Origin of the sequence: Rubrivivax gelatinosus, assembly GCF_016583785.1 — a bacterium.
Taxonomy (GTDB): Bacteria; Pseudomonadota; Gammaproteobacteria; order Burkholderiales; family Burkholderiaceae_C; genus Rubrivivax; species Rubrivivax gelatinosus_B.
This window is the reverse complement of record NZ_NRRU01000062.1, coordinates 16,206-31,960: the sequence shown is the minus strand read 5'-3', so window position 1 is coordinate 31,960 and position 15,755 is coordinate 16,206. Positions and strand designations below refer to the sequence as shown.

Below are 15,755 nucleotides of genomic sequence, written 5' to 3'. Positions count from 1 at the left end.
ATCGCGGCCAGCCACGGCGGCGGGGCGACGAGCGCGGAGTCGATCTCGGCGACGAGCTCGGCCAGCAGCTCCGCCAGCGGCGGCAGCGCGGCCGCGGCGCCGGCGGCGTCGGCCGCGGCTGCCGCCTGCTCGAGGGCCAGCGCGTGCTCGCGCAGCCGCGCCGCGCCTATCGTGCCGGCCAGCCCCTGCAGCGTGTGCGCGGCGCGGCGCAGCTCGCTCCAGCGCAGCGCCTGCAGATCGTCGTGCCAGCCGGCGATGCCCTCGCCGTACTGGCGCGCGAACCCCGCCAGCGTGCGCCGGTACAGCGCGACGTTGCCGTCGAACTGGCGCAGCGCGCGAGCGGTGTCCAGCGTCGGCAGCGGCGGCAACGACGCCGGTGCCGGGGCGGGCGGCGCCGGAGCCGCGTTCTCCGCCTTGCAATAGGGCGCCAGCGCCGCTTCGAGCACCCCGATCTCCAGCGGTTTGGCGATGTGGCCCTGCATGCCGGCGCTGCGGCAGCGGCCGCGTTCTTCGTCGAGCGCATGCGCCGTCATCGCCAGCACCGGCAAGGCGTCGAAACGCGGGTCGCGGCGCAGCTGGCGCGTCGCCTCCAGACCGTCGAGCACCGGCATCTGCACGTCCATCAACACGACGTCGAAAGCCTCGGGGCCGCGGGCGTTCAGGGTCTCGATCGCCGCCAGCCCGTTGTCGGCCAGCTCCACCGTCGCGCCGCGGCGGCGCAGCAGCGCGGCCGCCAGCTCCTGGTTCAGCGGGTGGTCCTCGACCAGCAGCACACGCAGCCCGCCCAGGCCACCGGCCGCGGGCACCGGTGGCGGCGCGGCATCGGCGGGGCGGAACAGCCGCCGCAGGTCCTCGGGCAGCACCGGCTTGGCGATGAAGTCGGTGGCGCCGAGGCGGCGCACGCGGCTGCGCAGCTCGTCGCTGCCGTAGGCCGAGATCACCGCGACCCGCGTGCCCGCATGCAGCGCCTGCAGCCGTTCGAGCACCGCGGCGCCATCGGCGTCGGGCAGCACCCAGTCCAGCAGCACGCGGTCGAAGGGACGGCCGGCCTGCGCCGCCTCCTCGGCCAGCGTCAGCGCCTGGGCGGCGTCGCGGGCGCCGGCGATGCGGCCGGCGGCCCCGATGCCCAGCGTGTGCATCTGGCCCAGCAGCACCAGCCGCGTGTCCTGCTGGTCGTCGACGACGAGCACACGCGCGGTGGCCGCTTCCGGCGGCGCGCCCAACGCCTCGGCCGCACGCTCGCGCGGCAGCGGCAGGCGCACCTGGAAGCGGCTGCCGACGCCGGGCTGGCTGCTGGCCTCGACCGTGCCGTGCATCAGCTCGACCAGGCGGCGTGTGATCGCCAGCCCCAGCCCGGTGCCGCCGAAGTGGCGCGTGGTCGAGACGTCGGCCTGCATGAACTCGCGGAACAGGCCCTGCACCTGCTCGGGCGTCATGCCGATGCCGGTGTCCTCGACCACCAGGCGCAGCTCGACCTGGCTGGCGTCGGGGCCGGGGCCGCTGTCCACCGTCAGCCGCACCTGGCCGCGCGGCGTGAACTTCACCGCGTTCGACAGCAGGTTGACCAGCACCTGCTGGATGCGCAGCGCGTCGCCGCGCAGCGTGCCGCGGTCGGCCAGCAGCGACGGGTCGGCCCAGTCGCACAGCAGCTCCAGCTCCTTTTCCTGCGCCGGCTGGCGCACGAGCTCGATCGCCTGGCCGACCACCTCCTCGACCGAGAAACGCGCCGCCTCGATCGTCATGCGCCCGGCCTCGATCTTGGAGAAGTCGAGCACGTCGTTGACCAGCGCCAGCATCATGCGCGAGGCCGCCTGCGCCTTGTCGAGGTAGCCGCGCTGCTCGGGCGTGAGGTCGGTCTGCAGCGCCAGGTGCGTCATGCCGAGCACGACGGTGTTCATCGGCGTGCGCATCTCGTGGCTCATGTTGCGCACGAAACGCGACTTGGCCTCGTTCGCCTCGTCGGCCTCGTCGCGTGCCAGCTGCAGCTCGCGGCCGGCACGCTCGCGCGCGGCGAGCTCGCTCTCGAAGCGGTTGGCCATCGCGTCCAGCGCCGCGCCGAGCGCGACCAGCTCGTCGACGCCGCGTGTGCCCAGGCGCGTGCGCGCGGCGTTGTCGCCGCCGCTGATGCGCGCGGCCACCGCGCTCATCTCGCTGATCGGCAGCAGCACGCGCCGGCGCAGGATCAGCGTGACGGCATAGAACATCGCCACCATCGCGACGTTGACGCCGACGCCGGCCTGGATGCCGGCATGCAGCGCGCCGCGGCTGGCGGCGATCGCGGCGTCGGTGCGCTGGCGCACCTGCTCGCGCAGCGCGCCGACCGCGGCCGCCAGCTCCAGGCGCCGGACCTCGTAGTCGGCCGAGCGCACCAGGTCGAAGGCGAACTGGGGTTCGGGCACGCCGTCGTCGACGAACTCGCCGCTGCCGGCGTCGACCAGGCCCTGGGTCGCGGCGAAGGCCACCTTCTCGACCTGCTGCAGCCGGCCGGCGGCCGCCAGCATCGTCGCCGCCGAGTCGAGTTCGGCGGCGCTGAAACCCAGCTCGCTCATGTGCTGCAGCATCGGCACGCGCGGGCCCGACAGCGGCGCGCGCGGTTCGCCCTGCAGCACGCGGTTGCGCCAGAACATCGTCGCGTCGGCCGGTTCCGGCGCGCCCGCCTGCCCGGCGCGCGTGGCCAGCAGCTCGTAGTAGGTCGTCAGGTAGCGCAGGTCGCCGGGGCGGTCGGGGCGCGCGGTGAAACCCTGCACGAACTCGGCGAGCAGCGCGTTCTCGTACTCGATCTGCTGGACGAAACCGAGCGCACGTTCGCGGTCGTCGGTGGCGTGGCGCATCGCGTCCTCGGCCGGCATGACTAGCAGCCGGAACACCAGCAGGTTGGCCAGCAGGGCGAGCAGCACGGCCACGAAGAAGCCGCGCGAGATCGAGCGCAGCTTCATCGGACTGTCAGATGGAAAATCGCAAAAACGCACATCCGGTATCAATTCGACCACTTTTCGCCGTGCTTGAGGAGTGGACTGCCGGATGCACGTGAACGATGCCGCGAAGGGGCGAACAAAGGCGGTCCCTACAATCGGCGCATGGCTGCTGAAAACCAGTTCGTCCTCACGCTGTCGTGCCGGGACACCACGGGCATCGTCTACGCCGTCTCCGGGCTGCTGTACCAGGCGGGTTGCAACATCATCGATTCGCAGCAGTTCGGCGACCTCGACGGCGACGACGCCACCGGGCTGTTCTTCATGCGCGTGCACTTCGAGGCGCCGGATCAGCTGGCCGACGTGCAGACGCTGGACCGGCTGTTCGCCCACACGCGCGAGCAGCACCAGATGGACGTGCGTTTCCACGCCGTCTCGCGCCGCCCGCGTCTGCTGCTGATGGTCAGCCAGCACGGCCACTGCCTGAACGACCTGCTGTTCCGCTGGAAGAGCGGGCAGCTGCCGGTGGAGATCCCGGCGATCGTCTCCAACCACACGAGCTTCGTCGGCCTGGCCGAGAGCTACGGCATCCCCTTCGTGCACCTGCCGCTGATCGGCGGCAGCAGCGCCGAAACCAAACGCGCCCAGGAGCGCGAGGTCGAGGCCATCATCGAACGCGAACGCATCGACCTCGTCGTGCTCGCGCGCTACATGCAGATCCTGAGCCCCGAGTTCTGCGAGGTGCTGCGCGGCCGGGCGATCAACATCCACCACAGCTTCCTGCCCAGCTTCAAGGGCGCGCGCCCGTACTTCCAGGCGCATGCGCGCGGCGTCAAGCTGATCGGCGCGACCGCGCACTACGTCACCGCCGACCTGGACGAAGGCCCGATCATCGAGCAGGACGTCGAACGCGTGGACCACACGCTGTCGGCCGAAGACTTCACCGCCGTCGGCCGCGACATCGAGTCGCGCGTGCTGGCACGCGCGGTGCGCTGGCACGTCGAGCGCCGGGTGCTGCTCAACGGCCACAAGAGCGTCGTCTTCCGCTGACCCGAAGGCGCATGGCACGCAACAAGCTGCCGGCCGCGCCGACGGTCGCCGAGACACCCGACGAGGCCGAGGCCGCGTTCTACGAAGCCCTCGCCGCCGGCGACCTGGGCCGCGTGATGGCGCTGTGGGTCGACGACGAGGACGTGCTCTGCGTTCACCCCGGCGGCGGCCGGGTCGTCGGCGTCGCGGCGATTCGCGCCAGCTACGAGGTCATGCTCGGCGACGGCGGCCTGCCGATCCTGACCGAGGCCCTGCACCGCATGCAGCGCGCCGACTGCGCCGTGCACCACCTGGTCGAACGCATCGCGGTCGACACCGCGCGCGGCCGCAGCGAGCTGCGTGTGCTGGCGACCAACGTCTACCTGAAGACCGCGCTCGGCTGGCGCCTGGCGGCGCACCACGCGACACAGGCGGCCCCCGACGACCGCCCCGCACCCGAACCGGTGCCGACGACGCTGCACTGAAAGCTGCGGGCCCCGGCCCCGTCGCGATGCACGACTACCGCGCCCCGCCCTGGCTGCCCGGCGGCCACCTGCAGACGATCTGGCCCTCGCTGTTCGCGCGGCCGCGCCAGGCCGACGCGCCGCCGTACCGGCGCGAGCGCTGGAGCACGCCCGACGCCGACTTCGTCGACCTCGACCACCTCGACGCCGCCGATCCGGCCGCGCCGCGCCTGGTGCTGTTCCACGGCCTGGAGAGTTCGTCGACCAGCCGCTACGCGCTCGCCTTCGCGCTCGCCGCGCGCGCCGCCGGCTGGTCGTTCACGGTGCCGCATTTCCGCGGCTGCTCGGGCGAGCCCAACCTGGCGCCGCGCGCCTACCACTCGGGCGACTTCGAGGAGGTCGGCTGGATCCTGGAGCGGCTGCGCACGCGCGAGCGCCGGCCGCTGCTGGCAGCCGGCGTCTCGCTCGGCGGCAACGCGCTGCTGCGCTGGGCCGAGGAGCAGGGCGAGGCGGCTGCCGCCACCGCCTGCGCCGTCGCCGCGGTCTCGGCGCCGCTGGACCTGGCGGCCGCCGGCCGCGCGATCGACCGCGGCTTCAACCGCGCCGTCTACGCGCGCCGCTTCCTGCAGACGATGAAGCCGCGTGCGCTCGCCAAGTGGCAGCAGCACCCGGGCCTGTTCGACCGCCAGCGCCTGCTGCGGGCGACGACGCTGTGGGCCTTCGACGACGTCTTCACCGCGCCGCTGCACGGTTTCGCCGGTGCCGACGACTACTGGCGCCGAGCCTCGGCGAAACCGCTGCTGCACACGATCCGGGTGCCGACGCTGGTGTTCAACGCCCGCAACGACCCCTTCGTGCCCGGTGACTCGCTGCCCGGCGCGGCCGAGGTCGGTGCCCACGTGACGCTGTGGCAGCCGGCCGAAGGCGGCCATGTCGGCTTTCCGCGCGGGCCCTTCCCGGGCGACGTACGCCCCTTCGCCGACGCGGTGCTCGGCTGGCTGCGGCACGCCGGCTGAAGCACTGGGCTAAGGTCGGGCGATGGACGAGATCGTCAAGGCGGCGCTGCGCAAATGGCCCGACGTGCCGCACTGCTGGGGCTGGCTGGCGCTGGACGCACGCGGCGACTGGTACATGCGCGACGAACGCGTGCAGGCCGCCGGCCCGTTCCCGCGCATCAAGGGCAGCCGCATCGAGCACGACAAGCTGCGCAGCTTCATCGAACGCAACTACGGCCACGACGAACACGGCGCCTGGTTCTTCCAGAACGGGCCGCAGCGCGTTTACGTCGAGCTCGAAGCCGCGCCCTGGGTCTGGCGCCTGGACGCGGCGCTGGCGCTGCACACCCACACCGGCCTGCCGGCGCAGGCGCGCAGCGCCTGGCTGGACGAACACGGCCGGCTCTTCCTGGACAGCGACATCGGTTTCGGCCTGGTGCACACGCTGGACACCGGGCACGCGGCCGATGCCGTCGAGGCCGGCATCTGGCAGCCCGAGGAGCTGGCGTTCGCGGCGATGCCGGAGCGCTTCGGCTACCGGCTCCAGCCGCAGCCGGCCTGAAGACGCCGGCGGCAGCCGCGTCGCTGCACCGCGCTCAGTTCGCCGCGCTGGCAGCCGGTGCCGGCGGTTCGGCGAACTTGGCGCCGCCGTCGTTGGCCATGTAGACCACGGCACGTGCGATCTCGTAGTCGGAGGTCGCGCCGCCGCCCTGCGGCGGCATCGCGTTCTTGCCCTTCAGCGCCGAGTGCAGCAGCGCGTCGAAACCCTGGGCGATGCGCGGCGCCCAGGCCGCCTTGTCGCCGTGTTTGGGCGCGCCCAGCGTGCCGTTGGTGTGGCAGGCGCCGCAGACGGCCTGGTAGACCTGTTCGCCGGTGCGCGGCTCGGCGTTGCCGGCCGGCGCGTCACGCAGCGCAACCCGGCCCACCGGCTGCAGCCGCAGCGCCACCGCGTGCTCGTCGAAGGCGTCGCTGCCGGCACCGGTGCGCGGCTGGGCGCCGAAGTAGCCTGCGACGAGCAGCAACAGCGTGATCGGCACCAGGAAGGCGGCGACAACGGTCGCGGCCAGTTGTTTGGGCGTCTTGATCGGGCCTTCGGCCGCCGGGGTGTCGTGATCGTCGGTCATGCGTTTCTCTTCGGCTCGGCCTGGGCCCAGCTCTTGATTGTCGTCAACCACGACCGAGCCTTGGCGGCGGCTGGGGCGGGACCAGTCGGCGCAGGCTAGAATGCCGGCAACCCTGGCGACCGTGGTGAAGTGGATATCATGCGGCCCTCCGAAGGCCACGTCGCAAGTTCGATTCTTGCCGGTCGCACCAGGTCACCGGGCCCGACGGGCCAAAACCCCTCGCACGAAAACGGCTGCCTCCCGGCAGCCGTTTTGCTTTGCGCGCTTCGCAGGCGCCGTCAGCGCTCGAAGTCCACTTCGGCCGCCACCAGCGTGCTGCCGTCGGCGCCCAGCACGCCCTGGACCTCGATGCGCGTGCCCACCGCCAGCTGCGCCGCGCTGCCGTCCTCGAAACGTGCGCCCGACCAGTCGACCGTGACGCCGCGCAGCACGAGCGTCTTCGCCGTCGCATCCAGCGCCTCGATCGCAGCGCTGATCTCCAGGCCGTCGTCGTCGCCGCGGTCGGCGTCGTGCTCGATCTCGACCTTCGTGGCGCGCAGCGTGCCGCCCGCGAACACGCCCTCGACTTCGACCCGCACGCCGGCGGCCAGGCCCGCGGGCAGGCCCGCCAGCCCGGAAGCGTCGACGGCGACACCGGCGACGCGGAAGCTGGCGGCGCTCGTGTACGCCGTCACCAGCCCCTCGAGTTCGGCACGCACGCCGTCGGTGGCGCCGGCGCTCGTGTCCAGCACACGCAGCGACAGCGCCGGCCAGGCGCCGCCGGCGGCGGGCGCGGTCGCCAGCGTCACGCGCACCGTGCTGCCGGCGGCCAGCGCGGCCGGCCAGGCGCCGCCCCAGGAGATGTCCAGCGCGCCGATGCGAAGCGTGCCGGCCGCCGCGTCGGCGGCGGCGACCGTGCCACGCAGGTCGTAATCGTCCTCGTCGCCGTCCTCGCGGTCGATGCGCGAGGCGACGATGACGCCGTCGGCGTCGCGCAGGCCGTGGACCTCGACGATGTCGCCGACGGCCAGCGTCGACAGCCTGGCGTCCTCCCAGACGGTGGCGGCGTTGACCGTGACCGCCTGGCCCAGCACCGTCAGCGTGCCGGCGGCGGCGTCGAGTGCCGTCACCGGGCCTTCGACCTCGCTGCGCACGACGATGCTGGTGGCGGTGGCCGCCGTCGCCGTGCTGGCGGCCTGGGCCTCGATGTCGACCACCATGCCCAGACGCAGATCGTCGCTGGCAGCGGCCTCGCCGCCTTCGGTGCGCACGACGGCGCTGCTGTCGTCGTAACGCACGCCGTTGACGACGACCGAGCCAAAACCGTGGATCACGCCGCTGGCGAACACCCCGGTATCGCCGGCGGCGACATCGTCGTCGCTGCCGCCGCCACCGCCGCAGGCGGCCAGCGCCGCGACGGCGAGCACGGCCAGCGCCGGGCGCCAGTGTTTGAAGGAAGAGGTGTGCTGCTGGTTCATCGTCGACTCCATCGGGTTGGGGCAGCCGCGCTGCCAACCCGAGTCATTCTTCGAAGCCGGCTTGAACCGGCGGTGAACCGGCCGTTCATGCGCCGTTCAGACGCCAGGCCCTACCATCGCCGCACGATGCGTGTGTCCCGGATGTTGCTGTCGACCGTTCTCGCCGTCGCCGCCTTCGCTGCCGCGGCCGACCAGGACAGCGTGCGCCGCGGTGTGCAGACGGGCACGATGAAGCCCCTGGCCGAGATCCTGGCGCGCGTGCAGAACCAGCACGCCGGCCGCGTGCTCGACGTCGAACTCGAGAGCGACGAACTCGGCCGCTCCTGGTACGAGATCACGCTGCTGCACAAGGACGGCCACCGGCTCGAGATCTACGTCGACCCGGCCACCGGCGCCGAGATCGACCCGCGCCTGGCCGGCACTGCGATGCGGCCGATGGCCGAGGTGCTGCGCCGCGTCGCCGAGCGCCACCCGGGCACGGTGCTGCACGCCGAGCTCGAACGCCGCGCCGGTGCCGGCCCGGTGTGGGAGGTGACGGTGGAACGCGCCGACGGCAGCGAGCAGCGGGTGCTGGTCGACGCTGCCAGCGGCCGCATCGTCGAGCAGGCGGCGCGCCCGGCCCGGTTGCCGGCCGGCGCCAAGCCGCTGCCGGTGCTGGTCGAGAGCGTCGAGCGCCGCTACGGCGCACGCGCGGTCGAGGTCGAGATCAAGTACGACACGCGCCGCGGCGCCTATTACGAGATCGAGCTGCAGCTGCCCGGCGGCCGCGGCATCGAGGTCAACGTCGACCCGGTCAGCGCCCAGGTGCTGCGCACGGAGTCCTGAAGCGGTGCGTGTGCTCGTCGTCGAGGACGACCCGGCGCTGGGCCGCGCGCTGTGCGAGACGCTGCAGGCCGCCGGCATGCTGGCCGAACACTGCGCCGACGGCCAGCAGGCCGCGTTCCTGGGCGCCACCGAAGGCTACGACGCCGCGGTGCTCGACCTCGGCCTGCCCGGGCTGGACGGCGTCGGCGTGCTGCGCCACTGGCGCGAGCAGCAGGCCGCCTTCCCGGTGCTGGTGCTGACGGCGCGCGGGCGCTGGAGCGACAAGCTGCAGGCCTTCGAGGCCGGTGCCGACGACTACCTGACCAAACCCTTTCTGCACGACGAGGTGGTGCTGCGGCTGCGTGTGCTGCGCCGCCGCGCCTGGGGCCGGCCCGATGCCCAGCTGCGCGCCGGCGCGCTGGCGCTGGACACGACCTCGCAGCGTTTCACGCTCGACGGCCGCACGCTCGCACTGACGGCGCAGGAGCACCGCATCCTCGCCCACCTGATGCACCGCCAGGGCGCGGTGGTGTCGCGCGCCGAACTGGCCGAACACGTCTACGCACGCGACACCGACCCCGACTCGAACACGCTGGACGTGCTCGTCGGCCGCATCCGGCGCAAGCTCGGCCGGCCGCTGGTGCACACCGAACGCGGCCGCGGCTGGCGCCTGGCGGCCGAGGACGATGGCGCCGAGGACTGACCGTTTCGGCCTGGCCGCGCGCCTGATCGCGCTCGGCGTGCTGTCGGCGCTGCTGGCCGGCGTCGCCGCCAGCGTCGTGCTGCAGCGCAGCCTGCAGGAGGTGGTGCTGCGCAGCGTCGAACAGGGGTTGCTGCAGCGTGCCGAACGCGTCGCCGCCGAGCTGCGCGCGGCGCAGGAGCGCGGCCGGCCGCTGGGCGGCGTCGCCGCCGGGGCCGAGTTCGAGACCATTTTCTCGGGCTGGTACTGGCAGCTGGGCGAGGATGCCGGCGCGCCACGTTCACGCTCCTTGTGGGACGGCGGCATCAGCGCCGACCCGGCGCAGGCGCGGCCGCCGCTGGCACGCGCCCGGGGCCCGCGCGGCGAGCCGCTATGGGGCCTGGCGACAGCGCTGGAGCTGGCGGGCGAGGCCCCGCGCACGCTGCAGGTCTGGGCACCGGCGGCCGAGAGCGACGCCGAGATCGAACGCATACGCCGCGTGCTGCTGGCGCTGCCGCTGGGGCTGACGGCGCTGCTCGGCGGGCTCGCAGTGCTGCAGGCGCGGGTCGGCCTGGCGCCGGTGCGGCGGCTGCAGGCCGCGCTCGGGCGTGTGCGCGCCGGCGACGCGGGCCAGCTGGGCGAGGACTTCGGCCCCGACCTGGCGCCGCTGGCGCGCGAGATGGACGCGGTGCTGCAGCGCAACGCGCAGATCGTCGAACGTTCGCGCCACCACGCGGCCGACCTCGGCCATGCGCTGAAGAAGCCGCTGGCGCTGCTGTCGGCCGCGGCCCAGGCGCCGGCGGTCGACGCCGGCGCGGTGCAGCAACAGCTGCACTCGATGGCGGCGCTGATCGACCGCCACCTGGTGCGCTCGGCCAGCGGCGCCGGCGGCGCCGGGCGCATCGAAGTCGCGCCGGTGCTCGACGGCGTGCTCGCGCTGGTGCGCCACCTGCATGCCGCGCGGGCGCTCGAGTGGGACGTCGAACTCGAACCCGGCCTGCGCTGGGCCGGCGCCGCCGGCGACCTGGAGGAGATGGCCGGCAACCTGCTGGACAACGCCGGCAAGTGGGCCGCGGCCCGGGTGCGCGTGCGCTGCGCCCGCGACGGCGAGCGCATCGTGCTGACGGTCGAGGACGACGGCCCCGGCCTGTCGGCCGGGCAGATCGCCGAGGCCGGCCAGCGTGGCCGCCGCTTCGACGAGAGTGTCGCCGGCAGCGGCCTGGGGCTGGCGATCGTGGACGACCTCGCCGCCACTTACGGCGGCACGCTGGCGCTGGAGGCCGGCGCGCTCGGCGGGCTGCGCTGCCGGCTGGCGCTGTGACTCAGCGCGCGATCTTCAGCACCCGGCAGGCGTTGTCTTCGTAGATCGCCTGGCGCTCGGCCGGCGTGATCGGCGCGTTGTCGAGGAACTCGACGTGCTCGGCAATCGACTCGTAGGGGTAGTCGGCGGCGAACAGCACCCGCTCGACACCCAGCTGCGACAGGCACAGCTCGAGGATGTCGGGGTCGGTCATGCCCGAGGTCGTGACGACGAAGTGATCGCGGAAGTACTCGCTGGGCTTGCGCGCCATCCTGGGCACCGCGCCGATCTTCACCTGCAGCTCGTAGCGGTTGTCGATGCGCTTCAACCAGTACGGGATGCCTTCGCCCATGTGGCCGAGGATGATGCGCAGCCGCGGGAAGCGGTCGAAGACACCGCTCATGATCAGCCGCATCGCGTGCAGGCCGCACTCGATGGCGAAGCCCCAGCCGGCGAAGTACAGGCCGTAGTCGAGATAGGGCGTGACCTGGCTCGGCGCCGGCTCGCGCGGGTGCAGGTAGATCGGCACGTCGGCGGCTTCGGCCGCTTCCAGGATCTCCCAGTACTTCGGGTCGTCGAGGTACTCGCCCATCGTGTGCGAGTTGATGATCAGCCCCGACAGGCCCAGCGTCTTCACCGCACGCTCGACCTCGAGCGCGGCCCCGGCCGGGTACTGCGGCGCGACGGCGGCCAGGCCGACGAAACGTGTCGGGTGGCGGCGCACGGCGTCGGCCAGGACGTCGTTGGACTCGGCGGCCAGCAGCGTGGCGGTGACGGCGTCGAAGACCTGCACGCCGGGCGAGGTCAGCGACAGCACCTGGACGTCGATGCCGGTCTCGTCCATGTGGGCGATGCGGCCGGCGCCCAGGTCCAGCAGCCGGTGGTGCAGCTGCTGGTTGCCGGGCGTGTTGGCGAGGATGCTCTCGCCCATCTTGCGGAAACCCGGCTCGACGTTGCGGTGCGACAGCACCTTGGCCCATTCGTCGGCGATGTCCTGGGTGACGAAGGCTTCCTCCAGCGCGATGCGGCGGTACGACATTTCGATTCCTTGTCTTGCGGTGTTCGATGGAAATAGGCGCGGAGCCGGCTGCGGCCCCGCGCCTGGCCGATCAGGCGATGGCCGGTTTGGCGCCCTGGCTCGGCGGCGGGCCGCGGCGTTCGGGCGGGAAGGCGTAGGTGCCCAGGCGCAGCACCAGGCCGCTGGCGATCACGAGCGCGACGACGAAGCCGGCGAGGCAGGTCTCGTAGCCACCCATGCCGAACGAGACGCCCATCAGGAACGGGCCGACGGCGTTGCCGAGCATGAAGATCATGAACAGGTAGCCGTAGATCTCGCCGAAGCTGCGCATGCCCAGGTAGCGCGACACCAGGTAGGCGATCAGGTCGACCTCGGCGCCCAGGCCCAGGCCGATCATCACGACCGCGATCGTCGCCGTCATCTGCCCCGGTGCCATCAGCAGCAGCGCGATGCCGCCCAGCGGGATGACGAAGAAGAAGGTGGCGACGTAGGGCGCGAAGATGCGGTCCAGCAGGTAGCCGGCGACGAAACGCCCGGCCACCAGCGCAACGCCGGCGAAGGTCATCGCACCGGCGGCGATCTGGGGCGAGAAGCCGCGGTCGGTCAGCAGCGGCACGATGTGGCCGATGGTGCCGTTGGAGGCCATCGCGACGCTGAAGAACGCCACCGCCAGCGCCCAGAACTTGCCGGTGCGCAGCGCTTGGGCGCCGGTCAGGCCCGGACGGGCGATCGGCGCACCGGCGCTGCCGTGTTTGACGGCTGGCTCGGTGTTGACGAACAGCGCCACCGCCGGGAAGGCGAGGCAGAAGGTCAGTGCCGCCAGGCCGACGTAGGCGCCGCGCCAGCCGTAGTTCGTCACCAGGTACTGCGCGATCTGCGGCACCAGCGCCGCGCCGATGCCGACACCCGCCATCGCGATGCCCAGCGCCAGGCCGCGCTTGTCGTCGAATGCGGCCGTGATCGCCTTCGAATAAGGCATCGGCGTCTGGCCGGCCGCCGCCATGCCCATCAGCGCGTAAATGATGACGAAGGCCATCGGCGAGTTGGCGAAGAACGCCAGCGCGATCATCGCCAGCGCGAAGGCGGTGATCGACGGCAGCGTCACGGCGCGCACGCCGTACTTGTCCATCAGGCGGCCGGCGATCGGCACGCACAGCCCCGTCCCCAGCAGGCCGACGACGAGCGCGGTGGACGTCGTCGAACGCTCCCAGCCGAACTCCTGTGTGATCGGCTTCAGGAAGACGCCGAACGTGAACTGCATGATCGGCCCGTTGCCGACGATCAGGCCGAAGATCGACCCGAACACGACCCACCAGGGGTTCGCGAAACGTTTTTCCATTGGAGACTCCACTGCGCCGGCGCATGGCGGCTGCGGCGGGGGATGCGACGCCAGCGCGCCGCTCCCATCCGCCACGCCGGCTGCAAGGCCGGACGCGTTTCGTTGTATCAGGCGCTTGGAAGCGTCAGAAGTAGAACAGCGCGTCGACCGAGACCGTCGCCTGCTGCGTCTCCGAGCCGCCGCCGAAGGCCTTCAGCGCGCCTTGCTTGTCCTGCCAGTCGTAGCGCAGTTCGGGGCGCAGCAGCACGTTGGGCGTGAGCTGATAGCGCAAGCCGGCGGTGACGGCGTTGAAGCGGCCCTTGGCAGCCGACAGCGGGAACAGCGCGACACCCTTCGGGTCGTCGAAGGTCTCGGCGCGCAGGCCCCACTGCATCGTCGGCGACGTGCGGTAGCGGACCTCGGCGTTGTAGCCGGTGTACGAGCCGCCCTTGTAGAAGTTGCCGTCGAGGATGTCGATCGTGCCGGCCTTGCCGTCGCCGTCCTGGCGACCGTGCAGCGCCTCGGCGTGCAGCGCCCAGGTCTGGTCCGGGCGCCACCAGGCGCTCAGCGAATGGTGCTGGCGCAGCTGGTCACGCGGGGAGATCACGCGTGCGGTCGGCGCCTGCACGTGCTCGCCCGGGTCGTTCTGCTCGTTGCCGCGCATGAAGCCGTAGTCCAGCGAGTACTTCATGTCCGGGCTGCGCCAGTGCAGGTAGCCGATGACGCTCTTGGAGTCGTTGTTGTCCTGCCAGTTCTGGCGCCCCTGGACGACGCCGAGTTCGGCCATCACCAGGCCGTAGTCGCCGTTCATCAGGTTCACCGAGCCCAGCGCGCCGGCGACCTGGTCGGGCGACGACAGGAAGCTGTAGCTGCGCGAGTAGAAGAAGTTCGGCGTGTAGGTGTGGTTGGTCGGCGCTTCGTAGCCGATGCCCGAGCCGAAGCGGCCGATCTGCAGCGTGGCGCCCTTGAGCACCGGGAAGTACATCTGGCCGTAGACCTGGCCGAGCGACAGGTAGTTCTGGCGGTTGGTGCCGGCCGTCGTGCCCTCGGTGGTCTCGTTGATCCCCCAGTTCGTCTCGATGCCTTGCATCTGCGCCGGCAGGCCGTTGCGGCCGTAGGTGCCCTCGAAGTGCAGCCCCCAGGAGAACTGCTGCGGCATCGGGCCCGGCAGCGGCGTGAAGCGCGGCACGATGTTGCTCTTGATGTTGCGCTCCAGGACCAGTTGAAGTGCGTTCAGCTGGAGGCCTTCATCGGACGGGCCGGCAATCGGGCCGTTGCTGTGGCCCTTGGTCGCCTGGTCGTGCGTCGTCGTGTCGTTGCTGGAGAAGCCGACCCACAGGTAACCGTAGGCCTTGAAGCCGGTCTTCGCCTCGAGGCCATCGAACAACTCGTAGCGGCCGTCGGCCGCGGCCGCGGCACCGGCCAAGGAGGCCAGGGCAGCTCCGGCGATGAGCGCGTGGGGGAATTTCATGATCGTCTACCTCTTCTCGCTGTCGTGTAGTTCCCCGCGGCGCTCGAACGACGTCCTTTCGGACCACCTTCAGGCCGGCACCGGCTCGGGGAGAAACGCTCGTGGGCTGTCGTCTGCGGTCTGCTCCGTGGCATCACTCGTCAGGCGGTCAGCGTTCCTCGGCGTGGTTCATGGCCTTCAGGTGGTTAAGCACGCGCTCGCGCAGTTCGGCCTGTTGCTCGGGCGTCCAGCGGCGGAATCCTTCGCCGCTCTTCATGCCGAGCCGGCCGTCGGCGACGAGCTGCCTCAGGTACGGTGACGGCCCGGCTTCGGCGTTGATCGCCGGCAGCACCGTCTCGTGGATCGCCAGCGTCAGGTCGGTGCCGACCAGGTCCGCGTTCTCCAGCGGCCCGAGCACCGGCAGGCGCCGGCCGAAACTTGCCTTGACGACGGTGTCCACCGTCTCGGCGTCGCAGATGCCTTCGGCGACGATGGCCACCGCCTCGCGCCACAGCGCGTGCTGCAGGCGGTTGCCGATGAAGCCGGGCACGTCCTTCTCGACCATCGCCGGCGTCTTGCCGCAGGCGGCGAGCAGATCGAACATCTGCTGCGCCAGCGCCGGGTCGGTCTCGGGCGTCTTGATGACCTCGACCAGCGGCACCAGATACGGCGGGTTCCACCAGTGGGTGCCCATCGCGCGGTGGCCGCTGCGCAGGCCGCGCATGATCGACGTGATCGGCATCACCGAGGTGTTGCTGGCCAGCAGCGTGTGCGCCGGGCACAGCTCCTCGAGCCGCGCGAACAGCTCGCGCTTGAAGGCCAGGTTCTCCGGGCCGCATTCGACGACGGCGTCGGCCGTGGCCACGCATTCGGCCAGCGTCGCGCACGGGAACACCCGTTCGGCGGCCGCCGGGTCCTGCCCCAGGTCGACGAGATTGCGGGCGATGCGCTCGCGCAGCGTCGCCAGCGCCTGCGCCGAGGCGTCGTGCACCGTCACCCGGTGGCCCGCCTGGGCAAAAACCTGGGCGATGCCGTGACCCATCAACCCGGCGCCGATGACGGCGATCTGTGCCTTCTCGTTCATGTCTGCAACTCCTCTTCGTGGCCCGCGTCGGGCGGGCAGGTCTGCGGCCGGACCACGCCTGGCGTGGTCCGGCACTGAAGCTTCGGCGCCCTTGCCGGCAGGACGCGGTGAGCACGCCCCG

Annotated in this window: 14 protein-coding genes and 1 tRNA gene; 8 read left to right on the top strand and 7 right to left on the bottom strand. The window is 72.0% G+C overall.

Annotated elements, in window-relative coordinates; all coding sequences use genetic code 11:
* A partial coding sequence (locus CKO43_RS16295) for a response regulator (protein WP_200379253.1) occupies nt 1–2,936 on the bottom strand: 2,936 nt, incomplete at its 3' end.
* 141 nt (nt 2,937–3,077) lie between these two features.
* On the opposite strand from CKO43_RS16295, the gene purU reads away from it, so the two are divergent.
* Genes purU through CKO43_RS16275 form a run of 4 tightly spaced genes read left to right on the top strand, consistent with a single transcriptional unit; the run spans nt 3,078 to nt 5,962 of the window.
* Nucleotides 3,078–3,962 (top strand): formyltetrahydrofolate deformylase, encoded by an 885-nt coding sequence (gene purU, locus CKO43_RS16290; RefSeq protein WP_200228000.1) that lies wholly within the window; start codon nt 3,078–3,080, stop codon nt 3,960–3,962.
* An 11-nt stretch (nt 3,963–3,973) separates the two neighbouring features.
* Nucleotides 3,974–4,426 carry a YybH family protein gene (locus CKO43_RS16285; protein WP_200379252.1) on the top strand — a complete coding sequence of 151 codons (453 nt, stop codon included), beginning with the start codon at nt 3,974–3,976 and terminating at the stop codon, nt 4,424–4,426.
* A 26-nt stretch (nt 4,427–4,452) separates the two neighbouring features.
* The gene (locus CKO43_RS16280; RefSeq protein ID WP_200379251.1) at nt 4,453–5,421 is read left to right on the top strand and encodes a YheT family hydrolase; all 969 of its coding nucleotides are present in this window, start codon (nt 4,453–4,455) and stop codon (nt 5,419–5,421) included.
* A 22-nt stretch (nt 5,422–5,443) separates the two neighbouring features.
* Nucleotides 5,444–5,962 (top strand): DUF2946 family protein, encoded by a 519-nt coding sequence (locus tag CKO43_RS16275; RefSeq protein WP_200227993.1) that lies wholly within the window; start codon nt 5,444–5,446, stop codon nt 5,960–5,962.
* Between the two features lie 34 nt (nt 5,963–5,996).
* On the opposite strand, the gene CKO43_RS16270 is transcribed toward CKO43_RS16275, so the two are convergent.
* Complete coding sequence (locus CKO43_RS16270) at nt 5,997–6,524, bottom strand: c-type cytochrome (RefSeq protein WP_200227991.1); 528 nt, start codon at nt 6,522–6,524, stop codon at nt 5,997–5,999.
* Nucleotides 6,525–6,639: 115 nt separating this feature from the next.
* Here CKO43_RS16270 and CKO43_RS16265 point away from each other — a divergent pair.
* Nucleotides 6,640–6,714: transfer RNA gene (locus tag CKO43_RS16265), tRNA-Arg, on the top strand.
* An 88-nt stretch (nt 6,715–6,802) separates the two neighbouring features.
* On the opposite strand, the gene CKO43_RS16260 is transcribed toward CKO43_RS16265, so the two are convergent.
* On the bottom strand, nt 6,803–7,981 hold the full coding sequence (locus CKO43_RS16260; protein ID WP_200379250.1) for a DUF5666 domain-containing protein: 1,179 nt from the start codon (nt 7,979–7,981) through the stop codon (nt 6,803–6,805).
* A 126-nt stretch (nt 7,982–8,107) separates the two neighbouring features.
* Here CKO43_RS16260 and CKO43_RS16255 point away from each other — a divergent pair, with 126 nt between their 5' ends.
* Genes CKO43_RS16255 through CKO43_RS16245 form a run of 3 tightly spaced genes read left to right on the top strand, consistent with a single transcriptional unit; the run spans nt 8,108 to nt 10,785 of the window.
* Nucleotides 8,108–8,806 carry a PepSY domain-containing protein gene (locus CKO43_RS16255; protein ID WP_200379249.1) on the top strand — a complete coding sequence of 233 codons (699 nt, stop codon included), beginning with the start codon at nt 8,108–8,110 and terminating at the stop codon, nt 8,804–8,806.
* Nucleotides 8,807–8,810: 4 nt separating this feature from the next.
* Nucleotides 8,811–9,488 (top strand): response regulator, encoded by a 678-nt coding sequence (locus CKO43_RS16250; RefSeq protein ID WP_200379248.1) that lies wholly within the window; start codon nt 8,811–8,813, stop codon nt 9,486–9,488.
* Nucleotides 9,472–10,785, top strand: coding sequence for a sensor histidine kinase (locus tag CKO43_RS16245; RefSeq protein ID WP_200379247.1), 1,314 nt, complete (start codon nt 9,472–9,474; stop codon nt 10,783–10,785). Before CKO43_RS16250 ends, CKO43_RS16245 begins: the two co-directional genes overlap by 17 nt.
* A 1-nt stretch (nt 10,786) precedes the next feature.
* On the opposite strand, the gene CKO43_RS16240 is transcribed toward CKO43_RS16245, so the two are convergent.
* The 4 genes from CKO43_RS16240 to CKO43_RS16225 all read right to left on the bottom strand — a co-directional run bounded on the left by CKO43_RS16240 (nt 10,787) and on the right by CKO43_RS16225 (nt 15,634).
* Nucleotides 10,787–11,803: an amidohydrolase family protein gene (locus CKO43_RS16240; RefSeq protein ID WP_200379246.1), complete on the bottom strand. Its 1,017-nt coding sequence runs from the start codon at nt 11,801–11,803 to the stop codon at nt 10,787–10,789.
* Nucleotides 11,804–11,873: 70 nt separating this feature from the next.
* Entirely contained in the window at nt 11,874–13,121 is a 1,248-nt protein-coding gene (locus CKO43_RS16235; protein WP_200227979.1) for an MFS transporter, read from the bottom strand.
* Between the two features lie 124 nt (nt 13,122–13,245).
* Nucleotides 13,246–14,571, bottom strand: a complete 1,326-nt coding sequence (locus CKO43_RS16230) for an outer membrane beta-barrel protein (RefSeq protein WP_200379245.1) — start codon at nt 14,569–14,571, stop codon at nt 13,246–13,248.
* 148 nt (nt 14,572–14,719) lie between these two features.
* Nucleotides 14,720–15,634, bottom strand: a complete 915-nt coding sequence (locus CKO43_RS16225) for a 3-hydroxyacyl-CoA dehydrogenase family protein (RefSeq protein WP_200227975.1) — start codon at nt 15,632–15,634, stop codon at nt 14,720–14,722.
* Nucleotides 15,635–15,755 lie beyond the last annotated feature (121 nt).